The organism is Saccharothrix luteola (assembly GCF_020859565.1).
Lineage (GTDB): Bacteria > Actinomycetota > Actinomycetes > Mycobacteriales > Pseudonocardiaceae > Actinosynnema > Actinosynnema luteola.
Map to the genome: position 1 here is coordinate 30954 of NZ_JAJHUO010000024.1, position 16981 is coordinate 47934.

Consider the following 16981-nt stretch of genomic DNA (forward strand, 5'->3'; position numbering starts at 1 on the left):
CTTGATCGGCCCCACCGCGGGCCCACCGGTGCCGCGCGGACCACCGGGCGGCGTCACGCCCGGCGCACCCGGCAAGTTCTTGACCGGCCCGACCGCCGGCCCACCCGGACCCTTCGCCCCGCCCGTCCCGTTCGGCCCGGTCGCACCCGGCAGGTTCTTCACCGGCCCGACCGCCGGCCCGCCCGGACCCTTGGGCCCACCCGTCGCATTGGGCCCGGTCGCACCGGGCACGTTCTTCACCGGCGTGACGGACGGCCCGCCCGGACCCTTCGGCCCACCCGTCCCGTTCGGCCCGGACGCGCCCGGCACGGTGTTCACCGGCGTCACCGCCGGCCCGCCGGGCCCCTTCACGCCGAGCGGTCCGTTGCCGGGTGAGCCGGGTGGCCGCTGGGCGTTCGAGTTCGGGTCGATCTTGGTGAACTGGTCGCGGCTGAACTGGTCGTTCTGCACGTGCGTCTGGAGCGTGGCCTTCAAGCCCGACTGGACGTTGCCCATCGCGCTCGACGCGTTGTTCGCCTGCTTCACCGAAGCGTCGTTCGAGCTGTTCAACGCGGGCACGGCGACGATGCCGATCGGGCCGAGCGCGTTGGGCGCGAGCTTGAGCCCCTGCAAGCCGTTGGAGATCGCGGTGAGCCGGTCCCGCAGGCTGCCTGCCCGCTTGTCCAGGTCGGACATGGTCGACTCGTTCATGCCGAAGCCGGAGTTGCCGGTCGACCCGCCCGGTGACGGCGGTGGCGGCGGCGGTGGCGGTGACGACGGGTTGCCCGAGGAACCCGGGGTGTTCGAGTCGACGCCTCCGCCACCGCGTGCCATGGCTGGTTCTCCGTGGTTCTACTAGACCGAGACGGAACTGGTGGACGTGCCGCCCGAAGCGGGCTGCGAGTACTGCGACTGGAACGAGTCGTAGCTCGACTTCGCCGCCTCGCCCGCCGCCTTCGCGTCATCCGCCGCCTGTTCGACGCTCGTGCCCGCCTGCTCGGCCTTGCGCGACGCCTCCTCGGCCGCCTTGATGTCGGCCTCGCTGCCGGACGCGAACGCCTTGGCGTTGGCCTCGGCCGCCGCCGCGTTGGCCGCCGCGAAGTCCGCGTTGGCCTGCTCGTAGGTGGCGTTCGCCGCCTTCGCCGCGTCGTTCTTGGCCGTCATGTCGTTCTCGGCTGAGGTGCGCGCCGGGTCGTCCGTGCCCGGGTTGTTGCGCTTGTACTCCTCGTACGCGGCCTTCGCGGCCTCGTCGGCGGGCTTCGCGTCGGCCAACGCTGCGTTGCTCGCCTTGGCCGCGTCGGCGACGTCGCGGGCTTCCTTCGCCGCCTTCTCCGCCGCCTGCGCCGCGTCGGCGCGCGCCGCGTCCGCCTCGACCTTGGCCGCCTCGTACTTGGCCATGGCCGCGTCCCGGCCCGCCTGGTCACCGCGCGCGGCGGCGGCGTTGGCCTCCTCGACGAACGCGTTGGCCTTGGCGTTGGCCTCGCTCGCCTTCGTGGCCGCCGTGTTCACGTCCTCGTTGGCCTTCTTGGCCTCCTCGGCGGCGGCGGCCTCTTCCTCCTTGGCCTTGCTGTACCGCTCGTTGGCCTCCTCCGCCTTCTTGTTGGCGTCGGTGACCTTGTCGTCCTGCACGTCCTTGGCCAGCGCCTTGTCGATCTCGCGGTCGACGCCCTTCTGCGCCTTCCACGACTCGTAGCCGACCTCGGCCACGTCGGCGATGTTCTCGAACCGGTTCCAGCCCTTGCCGACGTTCTCGGTGATCTCGTCGAGGTTCTTGATCCGGCCCATCTGCCTGGCCAGCGCGGCGGTCAGCCGGGCGATCCGCGACGCGATGTTCACGCCGAGCGCGACGGCCTTGCCGACCGCGAAGCCGATGTAGGCCGCGATCGACGCGCCGAACGTGATGACCGCGGTGGCGGCGGCGATCAGCGCGCCCGCCAGCAGCGACCCGAGCAGCTGGGCGATCAGGTCGCGCACGATGTCGCGCAGCACGGACACCAGCACGCCGCAGATCGCGACGATCTTGGCCTTCTGCTCGACGGCGTTGGCCAGCGCGTCCAGCTCCTGGCCCATCGACTCCATGTTCTTCTGGAACGCCTCGGACGACGCGCCGGTCCACCCGTCGAACGTGGCCAGCTCGCGCCGGTGGTCCTCGGCCAGCACGCGCAGCTCGGCGGCCTGCTTCTTGGTCGCCTCGACGTTGGCCTCGATCTCGTCGGGGTCGCCCATGAGCTGGTCGAGCGGTTCCTTCAGGAACGACACGTGCTCGATCAACCAGCCGATGCCCGCGCCGAGGATCGTGCCGAACGGGTCGACCGCCAGCATGGCCATGGACGACGCCGTGCCGATCGCGGCGAACGTGATGTCCAGCGCCTTCTCGGTCTCGGTCTCCGCGTCCTTGCCGATCGTCGTGATCATCTCGTCCCAGGCCGAGATGAACAGCGAGCCCTTGAACTTGTTCTTCTCGGTGATCTCCATGCCCGGCGGCGAGGCGATCGGGGTGTCGGGGGCGGTCATCGCTCAGGGTCTCCTCGTCACCAGGGCTGGTTGTCGTCGTCCTCGTCGTCACCGGGGCGCGAGGGGCGCGCCGGTCGCGACGGCGGCTGCGTCTGACCGCTGTACGGGGACGGGGCCGGGGCGTGGGTCGCGGCCGGGGCCGGGGCCGGCGGCACGTACTCGGGCTCCGGCTCGGCGTAGTCGGGCTCGTCGCCGTCCTCGACCTCGTCGTCCGGGATGGCGTCGCTGACCATCCGCATGGCCTCGGTGCCCTCGCCGAGCGGCTCGAACGCCGCCATCACCTGCTGCGCGGCCTGCTTCTGCGCGACCTTGGCCGTCTGCATGATCAGGGCGGTGAGGCGGGCGGAGCCGAGCTCGGTCGCCCGGTGGCCGAGTTGGATGTTCAGCAGTCCGCCGTTCGGGCCGACGGTGATGGTCACCGCGCCGTCCGGGCTCGACGCCGTGGCCTGCGAGTTCTCGAAGTTCTCCTGGAGGTCGGCCGACTTCCGCTGCAGATCGGCCAGCTTCGCCTCGAAGTTGTCGAGCCACTGCTGGGGGTCCAACACAACCTCCTAGGGGGGATATCGGTGCAGCGTGGAGTGCACCGGACCCCGCCAACGCCGCCCCAACGCCTCACCAACGGGTTAACCCTGCGGGCCTCCGAACCTTGATCGGCCCACGGTCACCGGACGGCCACGTCACCCGCTCCGCGTATTGACAGGGAGTAATCGGCTACGACGCGGGGAAGTCGCGCTATCACTACGAGTGGCGGAGTCGCCTGATGGCACCAACGATTAGGTCACGTGCGGACCGGTACGTGCGCGGGTGTCATTACTACGGGGTACGGTTCGCCACTCGGAAGCCCCGACGGCCTGGCCGTCGGGATTTGTCTGCTCCTAGACGAGCAGGGAGGGAGACGAGCCGTGCGTCGTCGAATGCGTGGCCTCGCGGTGGCCGCGATCGCGCTGACCAGCGTTCTCACGATGGCCGCCTGCGCCAAGGACACCGGTGGGAACAACACCGGGTCCGGGTCGACCAACACCGCCGGTGGCTGCAAGCTGGCTGACAAGCCGCCGGCCGCCACCGCGACTTCCAGCAGCGCCGCGTCGGGCGAGAAGGTCGACGGCAGCGCGCTGAAGGTGGGTCTGGCCTACGACATCGGCGGTCGGGGCGACGCGTCGTTCAACGACTCCGCCGCGGCGGGCCTGGACAAGGCCAAGGCCGACTTCGGCATCGCCGAGGTCAAGGAGCTGACCGCCGCGCCGAACGAGCCGGAGGACGCCAAGCAGACCCGGCTGCGCCAGCTCGCGAGCGAGGGCTTCAACCCGATCATCGGTGTCGGCTTCGCCTACGCCGAGTCCCTGAAGGTCGTCGCGCCGGAGTTCCCGAACGTCAAGTTCGCGATCGTCGACGGCGCGGTCGAGGGCGCGGCGAACGTCACGCCGCTGCTGTTCGCCGAGGAGCAGGGCTCCTTCCTGGCCGGCGTCATCGCCGCCTACAAGTCCAAGGCGTGCCACATCGGCTTCGTCGGCGGTGTGGAGATCCCGCTGATCCAGAAGTTCGACGCGGGCTACGCCCAGGGCGCCAAGACCGCCGCGCCGGACATCAAGATCGAGACGAAGTACCTGACCCCGGCGGGCGACTTCACCGGTTTCCAGGACCCGACCAAGGGCCAGGAGGCCGCGACCGGCCAGATCGAGGCCGGCGCCGACGTGCTCTACCACGCCGCCGGCGCGTCCGGGAAGGGCGTGTTCTCGGCCGCGAAGACGGGCAACGCGCTCGCCATCGGCGTCGACTCCGACCAGTACAACCAGAAGACGGTCGAGGAGTCGAAGGACGTCATCGTCTCGTCGATGCTCAAGCGGGTCGACGTCGCGGTGTACGACTTCGTCAAGGCGGTCGCCAAGAACGACCTGGCGAGCCTGCCGAAGGTGTTCGACCTGTCGGTGGACGGCGTCGGCTACTCCACCTCCGGCGGCAAGACCGACGACAACCTGAAGGCGGTGCTCGAGGGCTACAAGGCCCAGATCATCGCGGGCAAGATCAAGGTCGAGTCCACGCCGTAACCCCATCCGGCCTCCGGCGCACTGGGCCCTGCGAGCACCCTCGCGGGGCCCAGTGCGTGGTTAGCCCCGGCGCAGCCGGAGATCAGACGGAGCTTCCATGAGTACTGCCACCCCTGCCGTCGTCCTGTCGGGCATCACCAAGCGCTTCCCGGGTGTCGTCGCCAACAGCGACGTCCACCTCAGCGTGCAGGTCGGCGAGGTGCACGCGCTGTGCGGTGAGAACGGCGCCGGCAAGTCCACCCTGATGAAGATCCTCTACGGGATGCAGCAACCCGACGAGGGCACCATCGAGGTGGCGGGCGAGCAGGTCCGGTTCCGCACGCCGGCCGACGCGATCAAGGTCGGCATCGGCATGGTGCACCAGCACTTCATGCTCGCCGACAACCTGACCGTGCAGGAGAACGTCGTCCTGGGCGCCGAGTCCCTGCACGGCATCGGCGGCAAGGCGCGCAAGCGCATCCTGGAGCTGGCCGACGCCACCGGCCTGACCGTCGACCCCGGCGTGCTCGTCGAACGCCTCGGCGTGGCCGACCGGCAGCGGGTCGAGATCCTCAAGGTGCTCTACCGGGGCGCCAAGGTGATCATCCTGGACGAGCCGACCGCCGTGCTCGTGCCGCAGGAGGTGGACGAGCTGTTCGCCACCCTGCGCGGCATGCAGCAGCAGGGCTTCACGTTCCTGTTCATCTCGCACAAGCTGGACGAGGTCCGGGCGATCGCCGACTCGGTCACGATCATCCGCCGCGGCACCACGGTCGGCACCGCCGACCCGAAGGCCGTCAGCTCGCGCCAGCTGGCCGAGATGATGGTCGGCAGCGAGCTGCCCAGCCCGGAGACCCGCGAGTCCACCGTCACCGACCGCGTCGTGCTCCAGGTGGAGAACCTGGGCCTGGTCGCGGCGGAGGGCACCCGGCCGGTGCTCGACAACATCGACCTGGTCGTGCGCGCGGGCGAGATCGTGGGCATCGCGGGCGTCGAGGGCAACGGGCAGACCGAGCTGGTCGAGACGATCATGGGCATGCGCAGGGCCCACCACGGCCGCGTGCTGCTCGGCGACCGCGACCTCACCAAGCTCGGCACGCTGGCCCGGCGTGAAGCGGGCATCGGCTACATCCCCGAGGACCGGCACCGCCAGGGCCTGCTGCTCACCCAGCCGCTGTGGGCCAACCGCATCCTCGGCCACCAGACCCGCCGCCCCGTGTCGAAGGGCCAGTGGCTCGACCTCGCGGGCGCGAAGAAGGACACCGAGCGCATCGTCGAGGACTTCGACGTGCGCACGCCGGGCATCGACGTGGCCGCCGTCGCGCTGTCGGGCGGCAACCAGCAGAAGCTCGTGGTCGGCCGTGAGCTGTCCGGCGACCCGGTGCTGCTCATCGCCTCGCACCCGACGCGCGGCGTCGACGTCGGCGCGCAGGCGTTGATCTGGGACGAGATCCGCAGCGCCCGCGCCCGCGGCCTGGCCGTGCTGCTGATCTCGGCGGACCTGGACGAGCTGATCGGCTTGTCCGACACCATCCGGGTGATGCTGCGCGGTCGGCTGGTCGCGGACGCCGACCCGGCCACGGTCACCCCGGAAGACCTCGGCAGTGCGATGACCGGCGCCACGAGCGCCGAGCACGCCACTGGCGCCTCACCGGCGTCGGAATCGGAAGGCGCGTGATGGGAATCTTGCGCGGCAAACTGCTGCCGCCCGTGCTGGCGATCCTGTTCTCCGCCCTGCTGTGCGGTATCGCGCTGGTGGTGTCCGGCGCGAACCCCCTGCAGGCGTTCGGGGTGATGTTCGCGCAGGTCGGCGAGGGCACCACCGCCGTCGACATCGTCAACAGCACCGGCACCTACTACATCGCGGCGCTGGCGGTGGCGATCGGGTTCCAGATGAACCTGTTCAACATCGGCGTCGAGGGCCAGTACCGGGTCGCGGCGGTCGTCGCGGCCGTGGTCGGCGGCTCGATCGCCCTGCCGCCCGGCATCCACGCCCTGGTGATCATCCTGACCGCCGCCGTCGCGGGCGCGCTGTGGGCCGCGATCCCGGCGATCCTCAAGGTGACGCGCGGCGTCAACGAGGTCATCTCCACGATCATGATGAACGGCCTGGCGCTCGGCCTGGCCGCGTACCTGATCGGCGCGGACGTGTTCGGCGAGCTGCGCGGCAACAACATCCGCACGCCGGAGATCCCGGAGAGCGGCTGGGTGCCCGGCATCCCGCTCGGCTCGTCCGGCACGGTGTTCGGCCTGGTGTTCCTGGCCGCGCTGCTGGGCATCGGCTACTGGGTGATGATGAACCGCACCCGGTTCGGCTTCGAGCTGCGGGCCTCCGGCGAGTCGTCCACGGCCGCCGCCGCGGGTGGCGTGAACGCCAAGAAGATGGTGCTCATCGCCATGCTGCTCTCGGGCGGCATCGCGGGCCTCGTCTCCATGCCGGAGATCCTGGGCCGCGACCACACCTACAACCTGAACTTCCCGGCCGGGATCGGCTTCTCCGGCATCGCGATCGCGCTGCTCGGGCGCAACCACCCCGGCGGCATCGCGTTCGGCGCGCTGCTGTGGGCGTTCCTGGACAAGTCGGGCCTGGCGCTGGACAACGTGGGCGTGCCCCGCGAAATCGTGACGATCATGCAGGGGGCGATCGTGCTGTCGGTCGTCGTCGCGTACGAGGTGGTCCGCCGGTTCGAACTGGCCGCGCAGCAGCGGCAGGTCGGCCGGCAGCTCGGAACGGTGGATGCGGCATGAGTACCTCACTGATGAACCCGGCCGAAGCCCCCATGGCCGTCCCCCCGCCGCGCAAGTCGCGGCGGATCCCCGGCTGGGCCGTGGGCGCGCTGGGCGTGGCGGGTGCGGTCGTGCTGCTGTCCACCACGTCGTACCTGACCGATGTGCCGCAGCTGACGTCCACCGGCACCATCCAGACCGCGGTCCGGTTGGCGTTGCCGATCCTCCTGGCCGCGCTCGGCGGCCTCTGGGCGGAACGCGCGGGCGTGGTGAACATCGGCCTCGAAGGCATGATGATCATGGGCACGTGGGGCGCGGCCTGGGCCGGCTACCAGTGGGGCCCGTGGGCGGCGCTCGTCGCGGCAGCGGTGTTCGGCGCGCTCGGCGGCCTCCTGCACGCCATCGCCACCGTGACGTTCGGCGTGAACCACATCGTCTCCGGCGTGGCGATCAACCTGCTCGGCGCGGGGTTGACCAAGTACCTCTCCACGCTGATCTTCTTCCCCCTGTCGAACAACCCGCGGGAATCGCCCGCCGTCCCGAAGTTCGACACCTACTCCGCCTCCGGGCTCTCCGACTGGCTCGGCGAACTCGAAGCGCAGCAACGCGTGGGCCTGTCCGACGTCGCCGGCATCCTGCGCGGCCTCGTCACCGGCGTCTCCCCGCTCACCATGCTCGCGATCCTGCTGGTGATCGGCAGCTACCTGGTGCTCTGGCGGACCCGGTTCGGCCTGCGCCTGCGGTCGTGCGGCGAGAACCCCGTCGCCGCGGAGTCCCTCGGCGTCAACGTCTACTGGTACAAGTACGTGGCCGTGATCGGCTCCGGCGCGCTGGCCGGCATCGGCGGCGCGGCCCTCGTGCTCAACCCCGGCCAGCCCGGTTACCTCGAAGGCCAGACCAACGGCCGCGGGTTCATCGGCCTCGCCGCGATGATCTTCGGCAACTGGCGACCCGGCGGCCTCCTGGGCGGCGCGGCGCTCTTCGGCTACGCCGACGGCCTGCAACTGCGCTCGGGCGGCAAGACGTTCCTCGCCCTGGTCTACGGCGCGGTCCTGCTGCTGGTCGTCATCGTGATCTGGCAACTGGTCCGCCGCCGCTGGTTCGCCGCCGCGTTCGGCATCCTGGCCGCCGGCCTGCTCTACGCCGTGTACTACTCGGTGGACGAGGTGCCGAGCGAGCTGACCACCTACGCGCCGCACCTGGTGACCCTGATCGTCCTCGCGGTCGCCTCCCAACGATTGCGGATGCCCGCGGCGGACGGCGTGGTGTACCGCCGTGGTTGACATCGACTGGGACGTCCTGCGGAGCCGCGCCGTCGAGGCCGCGCAGTCCGCCTACTGCCCGTACTCCGGGCTCCAGGTGGGCGCCGCGGCCCTCTGCGACGACGGCCGGATCGTCGTCGGCTGCAACGTCGAGAACGCCGCCTACGGCGTCGGCCTGTGCGCCGAGTGCACGCTGGCCGGCCAGTTCACGCTCACCGGCGGCGGCAGGCTGGTCGCCCTCGCCTGCCGCAGCGGCGCCGGTGACCTGCTGATGCCGTGCGGCCGGTGCCGTCAGGTGATCTACGAGCTGGGCGGCGCGCCGTGCCTGATCGACACCCCGTCCGGCATCCTGCCGATGAGCAAGGTGCTGCCCGACGCGTTCGGCCCGGAGGACCTGCCATGACCCACACCGCCGTGGACGTGATCCGGGCCAAGCGCGACGGCCACCGCTTGACCGACGACCAGATCGACTGGGTCGTCGACGCCTACACCAACGGCGTCGTGGCCGACGAGCAGATGTCGGCCTTGGCCATGGCGATCTTCCTGAACGGCATGGACCCGGCCGAAACCGCCCGCTGGACCCACGCCATGATCGACTCCGGCGACCGGCTGACCCTCGACGTCGGCCGCCCCACCGTCGACAAGCACTCCACCGGCGGCGTCGGCGACAAGATCACCCTGCCCCTGGCCCCTCTGGTCGCCGCCTGCGGCGCCGCCGTGCCGCAACTCTCCGGCCGCGGCCTCGGCCACACCGGCGGCACGTTGGACAAGCTCGAATCCATCCCGGGCTGGCGCGCGCAACTCTCCGTGGACGAGGTCGTCTCCCAACTCCGCTCCGTGGGCGCCGTCATCTGCGCCGCCACGAGCGGCCTCGCCCCGGCCGACAAGAAGCTCTACGCCCTGCGCGACGTGACCGGAACCGTCGAGGCGATCCCGCTGATCGCCTCGTCCATCATGTCGAAGAAGATCGCCGAGGGCGCGGAAGCGCTGGTCCTGGACGTCAAGGTCGGCTCGGGCGCGTTCATGAAGTCCCTCGACCAGGCCCGCGCCTTGGCCGAGGCCCTGGTCTCGATCGGCGTCGACCACGGCCTGCGCATCTCCGCGCTCCTCACCGACATGTCCGTGCCGCTGGGCCGTGCCGTCGGCAACGCCGTCGAAGTGGCGGAGTCGGTCGAAGTCCTCCAGGGCAACGGCCCCTCGGACGTCGTCGACTTGACCGTCGCCCTGGCCGAGGAGATGCTGTCCCGCGCCGGCGTCTCCGCCTCACCACGCGACGTCCTCGCCTCCGGCGAGGCCTACGAGACGTGGGCGCGGATGATCAGGGCCCAAGGCGGCGACCCGGACGCCCCACTACCCGTCGGCCGGCACAAGCACGTCGTCACCGCTCCGTCCGACGGCTACCTGACCACCCTCGACGCCTACTCGGTCGGCGTCGCCGCCTGGCGCCTGGGCGCCGGCCGCGCCCGCAAGGAAGACCCGGTCCAAGCCGGCGCGGGCATCCTGTGCCTGGCCAAACCAGGCGACCGGGTCTCGAAGGACCAACCGCTCCTGGAACTGCACACCGACACCCCGGACGCCCTTCCCGCCGCCCTGCAACCCCTCTCCAACGGCTACGAAATCGGCGACACCCCACCCCCGGCCACCCCGCTGATCATCGACACCATCCGGGGCTGACCGCCCACTGACGGAAAGCCCTTGAAGCCCTTCCCCAAAGGAAGGGCTTCGTGTCATCCCGCCGACCTGGCTCCGCCCTACCGCGCGTGTCAAGGGGCTGTGCGTCCCTACCCCGGCGAGGACTCTTCAAATCTTTTGATCTTCCAACCCACGAAAAGGACCCGGCCCGCACACCGCGGACCGGGTCTCTCGACTTCACTGCTCACACGCGATCAGCGGCACCACACCGCAATCAGACGTGATCAGAAACGATCAGGCACCCTCAGCCGTCAGGTCGTCGTCGTCCACGTTCCGGTTCTCCCCGGGCTTGGGCCCGTTCTTCCGGGTCCGCCGCTGGGGCCGCGGCAACGCGGTGGGCGGCGGGGGCGGCGTGGGCGAACCCCCACCCAGGATCAGCTCGGCGAACGTCGCCATCGCCTCGTCCAACTGCCCGCCGATGCGCAGCTCCGACTCCTGGTTGCTCTTGCGCACCAAGCCGGCCAGCGAGTCGGCGTCCGGCCGGGTCGCCAGCGTCCCCTCGACCTTGGCGATGCCCTGCTCCACCACGCCGGACAGCTCGCCGAGCCGCGACGCGAAGTCGTCCTCCACCGAGTCGAGCCGGGTCGCCATGGTGTCGAGCCGCGACGTCACCTGCTCCAAGCGCTGCGCCAGCGCCTCCAACCGGTCCGTCGCGTCGACCTGGTCGCGCGTCTCGTCCAACGCCGCGTGCAGCGCCTCGCGGGCCTCGTCCAGCTTGCCCGTCATCGTGCTGCGCGTGTCGGCCAACGACGCCACGAGCGACTCGCGCGTCTCGGTCAACGTCGCGTGCAGCCCGTCCCGCGTGCTGTTGAGGTTGTCGCGGGTCTCGTCCAGCTTGCCGGTCAAGCCGTTCGCGGACTCCGTGACCGACCGCTGCAACGCCTCGCGCGTGCCGTCGAGGTGCTCGTGCACGCCCTCGTCGACCTCGTCCAAACGGCCGCGCAGCGCGGCCTCCAACGCCTCGATCCGCTCCCGCAACGGCCCGGTCACCGCACCCGGCACCTGCTCGACCTTGCCGTCCTGCTTGTCCAGGTGGCCGTCGAGGTCGTCGAGCCGCTTGTGGATGTGGGAGAGCTTGTCCTCCAGGCCGTCCATCCGCCCGGCAACGCCCTCGAACCGACCCGTCACCCCGTCGAGCCGACCGTCGAGCTGCGCGAACGGCTTGGCGAGCTTGTCGACCAGGCCCTCGACGGCCCGACCGATGCTCTGCACCGCGGAGTCCTGCGCCTCCAGCTTGGCCAGCGCCTCGTCCAGCCGCTCGGCCAGCACGCTGACCTCGGTCCGGTCGGGCAGCTCGGACAGGCGCTTGCGAACGGAACCCAGCGACTCGAGCGGGGACATCCGCGCGTGGATCTCGTCCAGTGCGTCGAAGATCTGCTGCTGTTCGCTCTCACGGATCTCCGCGGCGCGCGTGAGCATGTTGCGCATCCGATCGAAGGACATCGTGGAGTTGTTGTTCTCGTTCACGGCTCGGGTGCCTTCGTCCAGGGGAGGGGAGACCTCCGGGAGCCTAACCAGGTTGGGGCGGCGGGCAGTAGCGCCCCCCGATCGGGACCGCCTGGATCGACCTTGCGTGTACTCCGTTGGAGTGACAGTCGCCGACCTTACCCCAACGTAACCGGCAGCGCGCCTGTGACTGCTCCGTGTGAGCATCCGCCGAGTGAGTGACTAAAGCCCGGTCACCAGTAGCGGAAAGTTCTGCATCACGACTGCACAACGGGTGCACGACAGCGAAAGCGGCACCTGATCGAGTGGTTCTGAACACACCGGGTGACGTGGGGGTGATCATACCGGTTCTTGATCATCCCAGCTCCGAACGACACGGCGTGTCACCGGTATACGGTGACGCCCATGCCGACCCCGCTGACCCAGGAAGCCCTTCGCCGCGCGCCGAAGGTGCTCCTGCACGACCACCTCGACGGTGGCCTCCGCCCGCAGACGGTGATCGAACTCGCCGACGCATGCGGCCACCAGGGCTTGCCCACCACGGACCCGGTCGCGCTGGGCGCGTGGTTCCGCGACAACGCCAACTCCGGCTCGCTGGTCCGCTACCTGGAGGGCTTCGCGCACACGTGCGGCGTCATGCAGGACGAGTCCGCGCTGGTGCGCGTCGCCTCCGAGGCCGTGCAGGACCTCGCTGCCGACGGTGTCGTGTACGCCGAGATCCGGTACGCGCCGGAGCTGTTCACCGACAAGGGCCTGAGCATGGAGCAGGCCGTCGAGGCGGTGCAGGAGGGCTTCCGCCAGGGCGAGGCCGCGTCGGGCGGCCGCATCAGGGTCGGCACGCTGCTGTGCGCCATGCGCCAGAACGACGGTTGGCAGCGCATCGCCGACCTCGTGGTCCGCTACCGGGACTCGGGCGTGGTCGGCTTCGACATCGCGGGCCCGGAGGCCGGGTTCCCGCCGAGCAAGGAGCTGTCCGCGTTCGAGTACCTGCGGCAGCAGAACGCGCACTTCACCATCCACGCCGCCGAGGCCGCGGGTGCGGAGTCGGCGTGGGAGGCCGTGCAGCTCGCGGGCGCGGAGCGGCTGGGCCACGGCGTGCGGCTGGCCGAGGACATCAAGGGCGACGAGGTCGGCCCGCTGGCCGCGTACGTGCGCGACCGGCGCATCGCGCTGGAGATGTGCCCGACGTCGAACGTGCACACCGGTGCGGTGGCGTCGCTGGCCGAGCACCCGATCAAGCGGATGCACGACCTCGGCTTCCGGGTCACCGTGAACACCGACAACCGGCTGATGAGCATGGTGTCGCTGACCGGCGAGTTCGCCACCGCGGTCGAGCACTTCGGGTTCGGCTGGGACGACCTGCGCAAGTTCACCGTCAACGCCGCCAAGGCCGCGTTCATCTCGCACGAGGAGCGCCGGGTGCTGATCCAGGACGTGATCGAGCCGGCTTACACCGCTCTGGCGCAGCCGTAACGCAAAGCAGAGGTCGCGGGCCCTCGTGACCCGCGACCTCTGCCGGCGAACAACTGCTCAGTGGACCTTGAGCCGGTCCTCGAACGCCGCCACGAGCGTCCGCCACGCCACCTGCTCGTCGTCGAACGGCGCGCTGGGCGCCAGCCGCGTCGGGTCCGGCTTGAGCACGTACGACACCAGCCACCCCAGCCGCTCGGACTGGTTCAGCGCGACCTTCACGGTGTCGTCGTTCGCCCACTCGCCCGCGTCCTCCAGCAGTTCGACCACGAGGTCGAGCTGCGTGGGGTCGACCGCGTCCGGGCCGTCGGCGATGTCCTCGTCCAGACCCGTGAGCACGTAGACGTTGTCCGGGTCGACCTCGACCTCCAGGTCACCGCCGGTCGCCTTGGTGACCAGCTCGCCCCAGGTCGACACCTCGGCCAGGTCGTTGTCGTCGGCCTCGACGATGAACCGGGCCAGCGCGCGCGGCGAGCCGAACACGTCGATCCTGCCCTTGCGGCCGAGGAAGACCGGCTGGTCGTCCAGGTAGCAGCGCAGCGTGTAGTACTCGCCCGCACCGCTGATGATCTTGATCGGGTCGATGCCGACCTCGCCCCAGAAGCCGACCGGCTCGTCGCCGTCCTCTTCGTCCTCCTCCGCGGAGGCCGCCGCGGCGGCGTTGGCCTCCTCGAACTCGGCCAGTTCGTCCTGCGCGGCCTTGAGCGCGGTCTCGTCGACCTCCGGCGTGGCCACGACCTCGTCGATCGCGTCCAGCACCTCGTCCCACTTCTCGGCGACGACCTGGGAGATCTCGGTCCACAACGCCTGACCCTCGCGGCCGGTGAACGGCAGCGTGCCCTGCGGGAGCAGCGCGAAGCCCTCCGCCGAGTCGAGGATCTCGTGCACCTTCTCCAGCTCGCAGACGTCCGCGAGCGACCGCACGATGGAGATCACGTCGGCGAGTTCGCCGATGACCCACGTGTCGGGCTCCTCGGAGACCAGTTCGGGCACGCCGACCAGGTCGAACTGGTGGTTGTCGTCCGGCGACAGCTCACCGACCGACAGCGCGGGCACGACGTGCCACGCGGGGTGGTCGGTCAGGTCGTGCTCTTCGGCCTTGCGCACGAACGCCGCCAAGTGCGCGGCATCGGGGAACGCGTACAGGTCCTCCTCGTGGCCGAGGAAGGCTTCCCACTCCTCGCCCTCTTCCCGCCAGCGCGGGGCCCACAGGGTGACGACATCACCCTGGGTGAGCCCCAGCTCGATCGGGACGATGTCCTGTGCCATCCGACCTCCCGGTCACGCCATGCCCCTTTGCGATGCGGGGGCAAGAGTACGGGGTCGATCAGGTGCTACTGCCGTTGACCACGGAAAGGGTCCGCGAAGTAGTCGTCGTCGTCCGTTTCCTCGGGTCGGGGACGCGGCGCGGCGCGGCCCCTCACCTGTCCGGCCCACGGCGGCGCGGTGGCTCCGGCCGTCCTCGCCGGCGCCGTCGTCGGCGGCGTGACCAGCGGGGGAAGGGCCGGCGCCGTCTTCAAGGGCGGCGGCCCGGCGAACGCCTCCACCGCCATCGCCATGCCGTCGCCCAACGACTTGGCCAGCTCGTTGTAGCTCTTCTGCACCGCCGCGTCCGTGGCCAGCCGCGCCGTCTCCACGACCAGCCTGCCGACCGCGTCCGGTCCCTGCGCCAACGCGTTCGGGTGCAGGTCGAGCGCCTTCAGCTCACCCGACGCGGTCGCCGTGGCGCGGGCCAGGCGGGTCGGGTGCTCGGCGCTGCCGGTGGTGCGGGCCAGCACCTCGGTCAGGCCCTCGGCCGCCGCGAGCCGTTGTTCCTGCGTCACCGCGACTCCCTCAGGTACGTGCCGTGGAACTCGTCGTCGTCCGGACCGCGGTCGTCCGGGCCGGGCTCGAACCCGATCTCGGCCAACGCCCGCACCGCCGCCGGGTCGGCCACCCGCGCCAACGTCCGGTGCAGGCGCGACGCCGCGTCCCGGGACGCCCGCGCCGACACGCGCAGGATCTCGTCCGCCAACGCCCGCGGTCCCATGTTCAACGCCGACGGCGAAACCCGCACCTCCTGCGGCGGTCCGCCGGGCGCGGCGACGACCGTGACCGCGCCGTCGGGTGACGACGCCCGGCCGAGCACCGGGCCGGTGCGGGCCACGTGCTCGACCACTTGCCGCTCGGTGTCGGCGACCCGCCGGGCCGCCCGCTGCGTCTCGTCCACGTCTCAGCCCGTCTCAGCCGGTCGGTCGGTAGAAGCCCATGAAGCCCATGCCGCTGTTGCTCGTGCGGATCGGGTTGACCTGCACCGGATCGCCCGCCTCCACCATCTGCCCGTTGCCGATCACCATGGCCACGTGCCCGTCCCACACCACCAGGTCGCCGGGCAGCAGCTGGTCCGGCGGCACGGACGCGCCCATCGCCTGTGACGACGCGGGCCGCGGGATGTCGAACCCGGCCCCGCCGTACGCCCACTGGGTCAGGCCGCTGCAGTCCGTGCCCTGGGGCGGGTTCGCGCCGCCCCACACGTACGGGGTGCCCAGAGCGGACAACGCGTTGCGCACGGCGCGTGCGGCGGTCTCGTTGGGCGCTTCGGCGGAGCTGCCGTCGGGCAGGTTCACGCCGACGCCGGTGCCGGGCTGCGGCGGGATGGCCACGGGCAGGCGCGGCCCGGTGGGCTCACCGCCACCACCTCCACCACCGCCACCGCCACCTCCACCGGACCCGCCACCGCCACCAGACCCACCGCCGGATCCACCACCGGACGAGGAAGACGACCCACCCGCGTCGCCCGCCGACGACGTCGAAGTGGTGCCACCGCTCTCCACGCCCAACGGGTCGCCGATCCCGGCGAAGTCCGGCTGCGCCAAACCCTGCAACCGCGCGACCACGGCCGTCAGCTCGGCGCGGACCTTCTCCAGCTCCTGACCGGTCTTGCCCTCGTACTCACGGGCCTTCGCGGTCACCTCCGCCGCCACCGCGAGCACCGCGCCGATGCCGCCGAACGCGCCCGCCGCGACCGCCGCCGCCAGCCGGGGCCACGCCCAGCCGGTGAACTCGTCGATCAGGCCCTGGATCGCGGTCTTGCCGGCGTTCACCGCGTCCACCGCCGTGGTGGCGGCCTGCTGGGTCGCCGTCGCGTTGCGCGCCAACGTGCCGACGCCACCGGAGAACGCGGCGACGCGGGTCTGGAACGCGTTCGCCTTCTCCCCGTACCACTCGCTCATGGCGGCGTTCGCCGCGCCCGTGTGCCTGCCGTCGAGCTCGGCCAACGCCGAGGACGCCCGTCCGAACGCCTCGGCCGCGCCCGTCGCGCCGCCGGTGTCGCCCTCCAGCCTGGCCAGGTGGTCCTTCATCGGCTGGACCAGAGCCGCCAGGAAGCCTCCGACGTCCACGTCAGACCTGTGCCGCCCGGTCGAGGTCGGCGCTGGTGCGCGCCTCCTGCTCGGTGTAGGCCCGGCCGGTCTTCGCGACCTCCGCGGCGAACGCCGACAACCCGGCCGAGGCGGCGGCCACACCGTCCACTTGGGCCTGTGCCGCTCGCTGGAACGCCGCGCCGAGCCCGACCTCGTCGCCGATCCTGCCGAAGCTGCCCGCGGCCAACGACGTCGTGCCCGCCAACGTGGACGTGCCCACCGCGCCGACCTCGCCCGCCAGACCTGCCGCCGTGCTGCCGTACGCCGACAGCGCCGCGGTGTCGACGCCGAAACCCCGTTCCACCCTCGTCCCCCTTTTGGTGCCGTGCGAACGCGATCCTGCCCCATCCGCCGGCGGGTTGTGCGGCGTTCGGCGAGATCCTGCCCCGATGAGCGGTACCGCCGGCGGTGTCGTCACCTGATCATGTGTACGTGGGTGTTTTGCGCCATTGGGAACGGATTGTGG

General features: G+C 71.0%; 16 protein-coding genes. 8 read left to right on the forward strand and 8 right to left on the reverse strand.

Annotated features, from left to right (window positions below):
* Position 1 precedes the first annotated feature (1 nt).
* Entirely contained in the window at positions 2-838 is an 837-nt protein-coding gene (locus tag LNK82_RS30670; protein WP_230570512.1) for a hypothetical protein, read from the forward strand.
* Here the strand turns inward: LNK82_RS30670 and LNK82_RS30675 are convergent.
* Positions 835-2493 (reverse strand): WXG100 family type VII secretion target, encoded by a 1659-nt coding sequence (locus LNK82_RS30675; RefSeq protein WP_230570372.1) that lies wholly within the window; start codon positions 2491-2493, stop codon positions 835-837. The genes LNK82_RS30670 and LNK82_RS30675 overlap by 4 nt on opposite strands.
* Before the next feature lie 17 nt (positions 2494-2510).
* On the reverse strand, positions 2511-3035 hold the full coding sequence (locus LNK82_RS30680; protein ID WP_230570373.1) for a YbaB/EbfC family nucleoid-associated protein: 525 nt from the start codon (positions 3033-3035) through the stop codon (positions 2511-2513).
* Positions 3036-3407: 372 nt separating this feature from the next.
* Between LNK82_RS30680 and LNK82_RS30685 the strand changes: the two genes are divergently transcribed.
* The 6 genes from LNK82_RS30685 (at position 3408) to LNK82_RS30710 (ending at position 10180) form a co-directional block, all read left to right on the forward strand.
* Positions 3408-4538, forward strand: a complete 1131-nt coding sequence (locus tag LNK82_RS30685; RefSeq protein ID WP_230570495.1) for a BMP family lipoprotein — start codon at positions 3408-3410, stop codon at positions 4536-4538.
* Between the two features lie 97 nt (positions 4539-4635).
* Positions 4636-6195 carry an ABC transporter ATP-binding protein gene (locus LNK82_RS30690; protein ID WP_230570374.1) on the forward strand — a complete coding sequence of 520 codons (1560 nt, stop codon included), beginning with the start codon at positions 4636-4638 and terminating at the stop codon, positions 6193-6195.
* On the forward strand, positions 6195-7265 hold the full coding sequence (locus LNK82_RS30695) for an ABC transporter permease (RefSeq protein WP_230570375.1): 1071 nt from the start codon (positions 6195-6197) through the stop codon (positions 7263-7265). The genes LNK82_RS30690 and LNK82_RS30695 overlap by 1 nt, the downstream gene beginning before the upstream one ends.
* Positions 7262-8527 carry an ABC transporter permease gene (locus LNK82_RS30700; RefSeq protein ID WP_230570376.1) on the forward strand — a complete coding sequence of 422 codons (1266 nt, stop codon included), beginning with the start codon at positions 7262-7264 and terminating at the stop codon, positions 8525-8527. Before LNK82_RS30695 ends, LNK82_RS30700 begins: the two co-directional genes overlap by 4 nt.
* Positions 8520-8909, forward strand: a complete 390-nt coding sequence (locus LNK82_RS30705; RefSeq protein WP_230570377.1) for a cytidine deaminase — start codon at positions 8520-8522, stop codon at positions 8907-8909. The genes LNK82_RS30700 and LNK82_RS30705 overlap by 8 nt, the downstream gene beginning before the upstream one ends.
* Positions 8906-10180: a thymidine phosphorylase gene (locus LNK82_RS30710; protein WP_230570378.1), complete on the forward strand. Its 1275-nt coding sequence runs from the start codon at positions 8906-8908 to the stop codon at positions 10178-10180. Before LNK82_RS30705 ends, LNK82_RS30710 begins: the two co-directional genes overlap by 4 nt.
* A gap of 252 nt (positions 10181-10432) precedes the next feature.
* Here LNK82_RS30710 and LNK82_RS30715 read toward each other — a convergent pair whose 3' ends face one another.
* Positions 10433-11641: an apolipoprotein A1/A4/E family protein gene (locus LNK82_RS30715; protein ID WP_230570379.1), complete on the reverse strand. Its 1209-nt coding sequence runs from the start codon at positions 11639-11641 to the stop codon at positions 10433-10435.
* Between the two features lie 408 nt (positions 11642-12049).
* Here LNK82_RS30715 and LNK82_RS30720 point away from each other — a divergent pair, with 408 nt between their 5' ends.
* Positions 12050-13117 carry an adenosine deaminase gene (locus tag LNK82_RS30720; RefSeq protein WP_230570380.1) on the forward strand — a complete coding sequence of 356 codons (1068 nt, stop codon included), beginning with the start codon at positions 12050-12052 and terminating at the stop codon, positions 13115-13117.
* A 57-nt stretch (positions 13118-13174) separates the two neighbouring features.
* On the opposite strand, the gene LNK82_RS30725 is transcribed toward LNK82_RS30720, so the two are convergent.
* The 5 genes from LNK82_RS30725 to LNK82_RS30745 form a co-directional block, all read right to left on the reverse strand.
* Positions 13175-14383, reverse strand: coding sequence for a SatS C-terminal domain-containing protein (locus LNK82_RS30725; RefSeq protein WP_230570381.1), 1209 nt, complete (start codon positions 14381-14383; stop codon positions 13175-13177).
* A gap of 65 nt (positions 14384-14448) precedes the next feature.
* Positions 14449-14937 carry a YbaB/EbfC family nucleoid-associated protein gene (locus tag LNK82_RS30730; RefSeq protein ID WP_230570382.1) on the reverse strand — a complete coding sequence of 163 codons (489 nt, stop codon included), beginning with the start codon at positions 14935-14937 and terminating at the stop codon, positions 14449-14451.
* On the reverse strand, positions 14934-15323 hold the full coding sequence (locus LNK82_RS30735) for a YbaB/EbfC family nucleoid-associated protein (RefSeq protein ID WP_230570383.1): 390 nt from the start codon (positions 15321-15323) through the stop codon (positions 14934-14936). Before LNK82_RS30735 ends, LNK82_RS30730 begins: the two co-directional genes overlap by 4 nt.
* Before the next feature lie 13 nt (positions 15324-15336).
* Positions 15337-16494 (reverse strand): C40 family peptidase, encoded by a 1158-nt coding sequence (locus LNK82_RS30740; protein WP_230570384.1) that lies wholly within the window; start codon positions 16492-16494, stop codon positions 15337-15339.
* A 1-nt stretch (position 16495) separates the two neighbouring features.
* Positions 16496-16819, reverse strand: coding sequence for a hypothetical protein (locus LNK82_RS30745; RefSeq protein ID WP_230570385.1), 324 nt, complete (start codon positions 16817-16819; stop codon positions 16496-16498).
* Positions 16820-16981: the final 162 nt, after the last annotated feature.

Excerpts from the sequence above, each read along its gene's own strand:
- LNK82_RS30675 (WP_230570372.1), bottom strand. The coding sequence starts at position 2,493 with ATGACCGCCCCCGACACCCCGATCGCCTCGCCGCCGGGCATGGAGATC.
- LNK82_RS30685 (WP_230570495.1), top strand. The coding sequence starts at position 3,408 with ATGCGTGGCCTCGCGGTGGCCGCGATCGCGCTGACCAGCGTTCTCACG.
- LNK82_RS30690 (WP_230570374.1), top strand. The coding sequence starts at position 4,636 with ATGAGTACTGCCACCCCTGCCGTCGTCCTGTCGGGCATCACCAAGCGC.
- LNK82_RS30695 (WP_230570375.1), top strand. The coding sequence starts at position 6,195 with ATGGGAATCTTGCGCGGCAAACTGCTGCCGCCCGTGCTGGCGATCCTG.
- LNK82_RS30700 (WP_230570376.1), top strand. The coding sequence starts at position 7,262 with ATGAGTACCTCACTGATGAACCCGGCCGAAGCCCCCATGGCCGTCCCC.
- LNK82_RS30710 (WP_230570378.1), top strand. The coding sequence starts at position 8,906 with ATGACCCACACCGCCGTGGACGTGATCCGGGCCAAGCGCGACGGCCAC.
- LNK82_RS30715 (WP_230570379.1), bottom strand. The coding sequence starts at position 11,641 with ATGTCCTTCGATCGGATGCGCAACATGCTCACGCGCGCCGCGGAGATC.
- LNK82_RS30720 (WP_230570380.1), top strand. The coding sequence starts at position 12,050 with ATGCCGACCCCGCTGACCCAGGAAGCCCTTCGCCGCGCGCCGAAGGTG.
- LNK82_RS30725 (WP_230570381.1), bottom strand. The coding sequence starts at position 14,383 with ATGGCACAGGACATCGTCCCGATCGAGCTGGGGCTCACCCAGGGTGAT.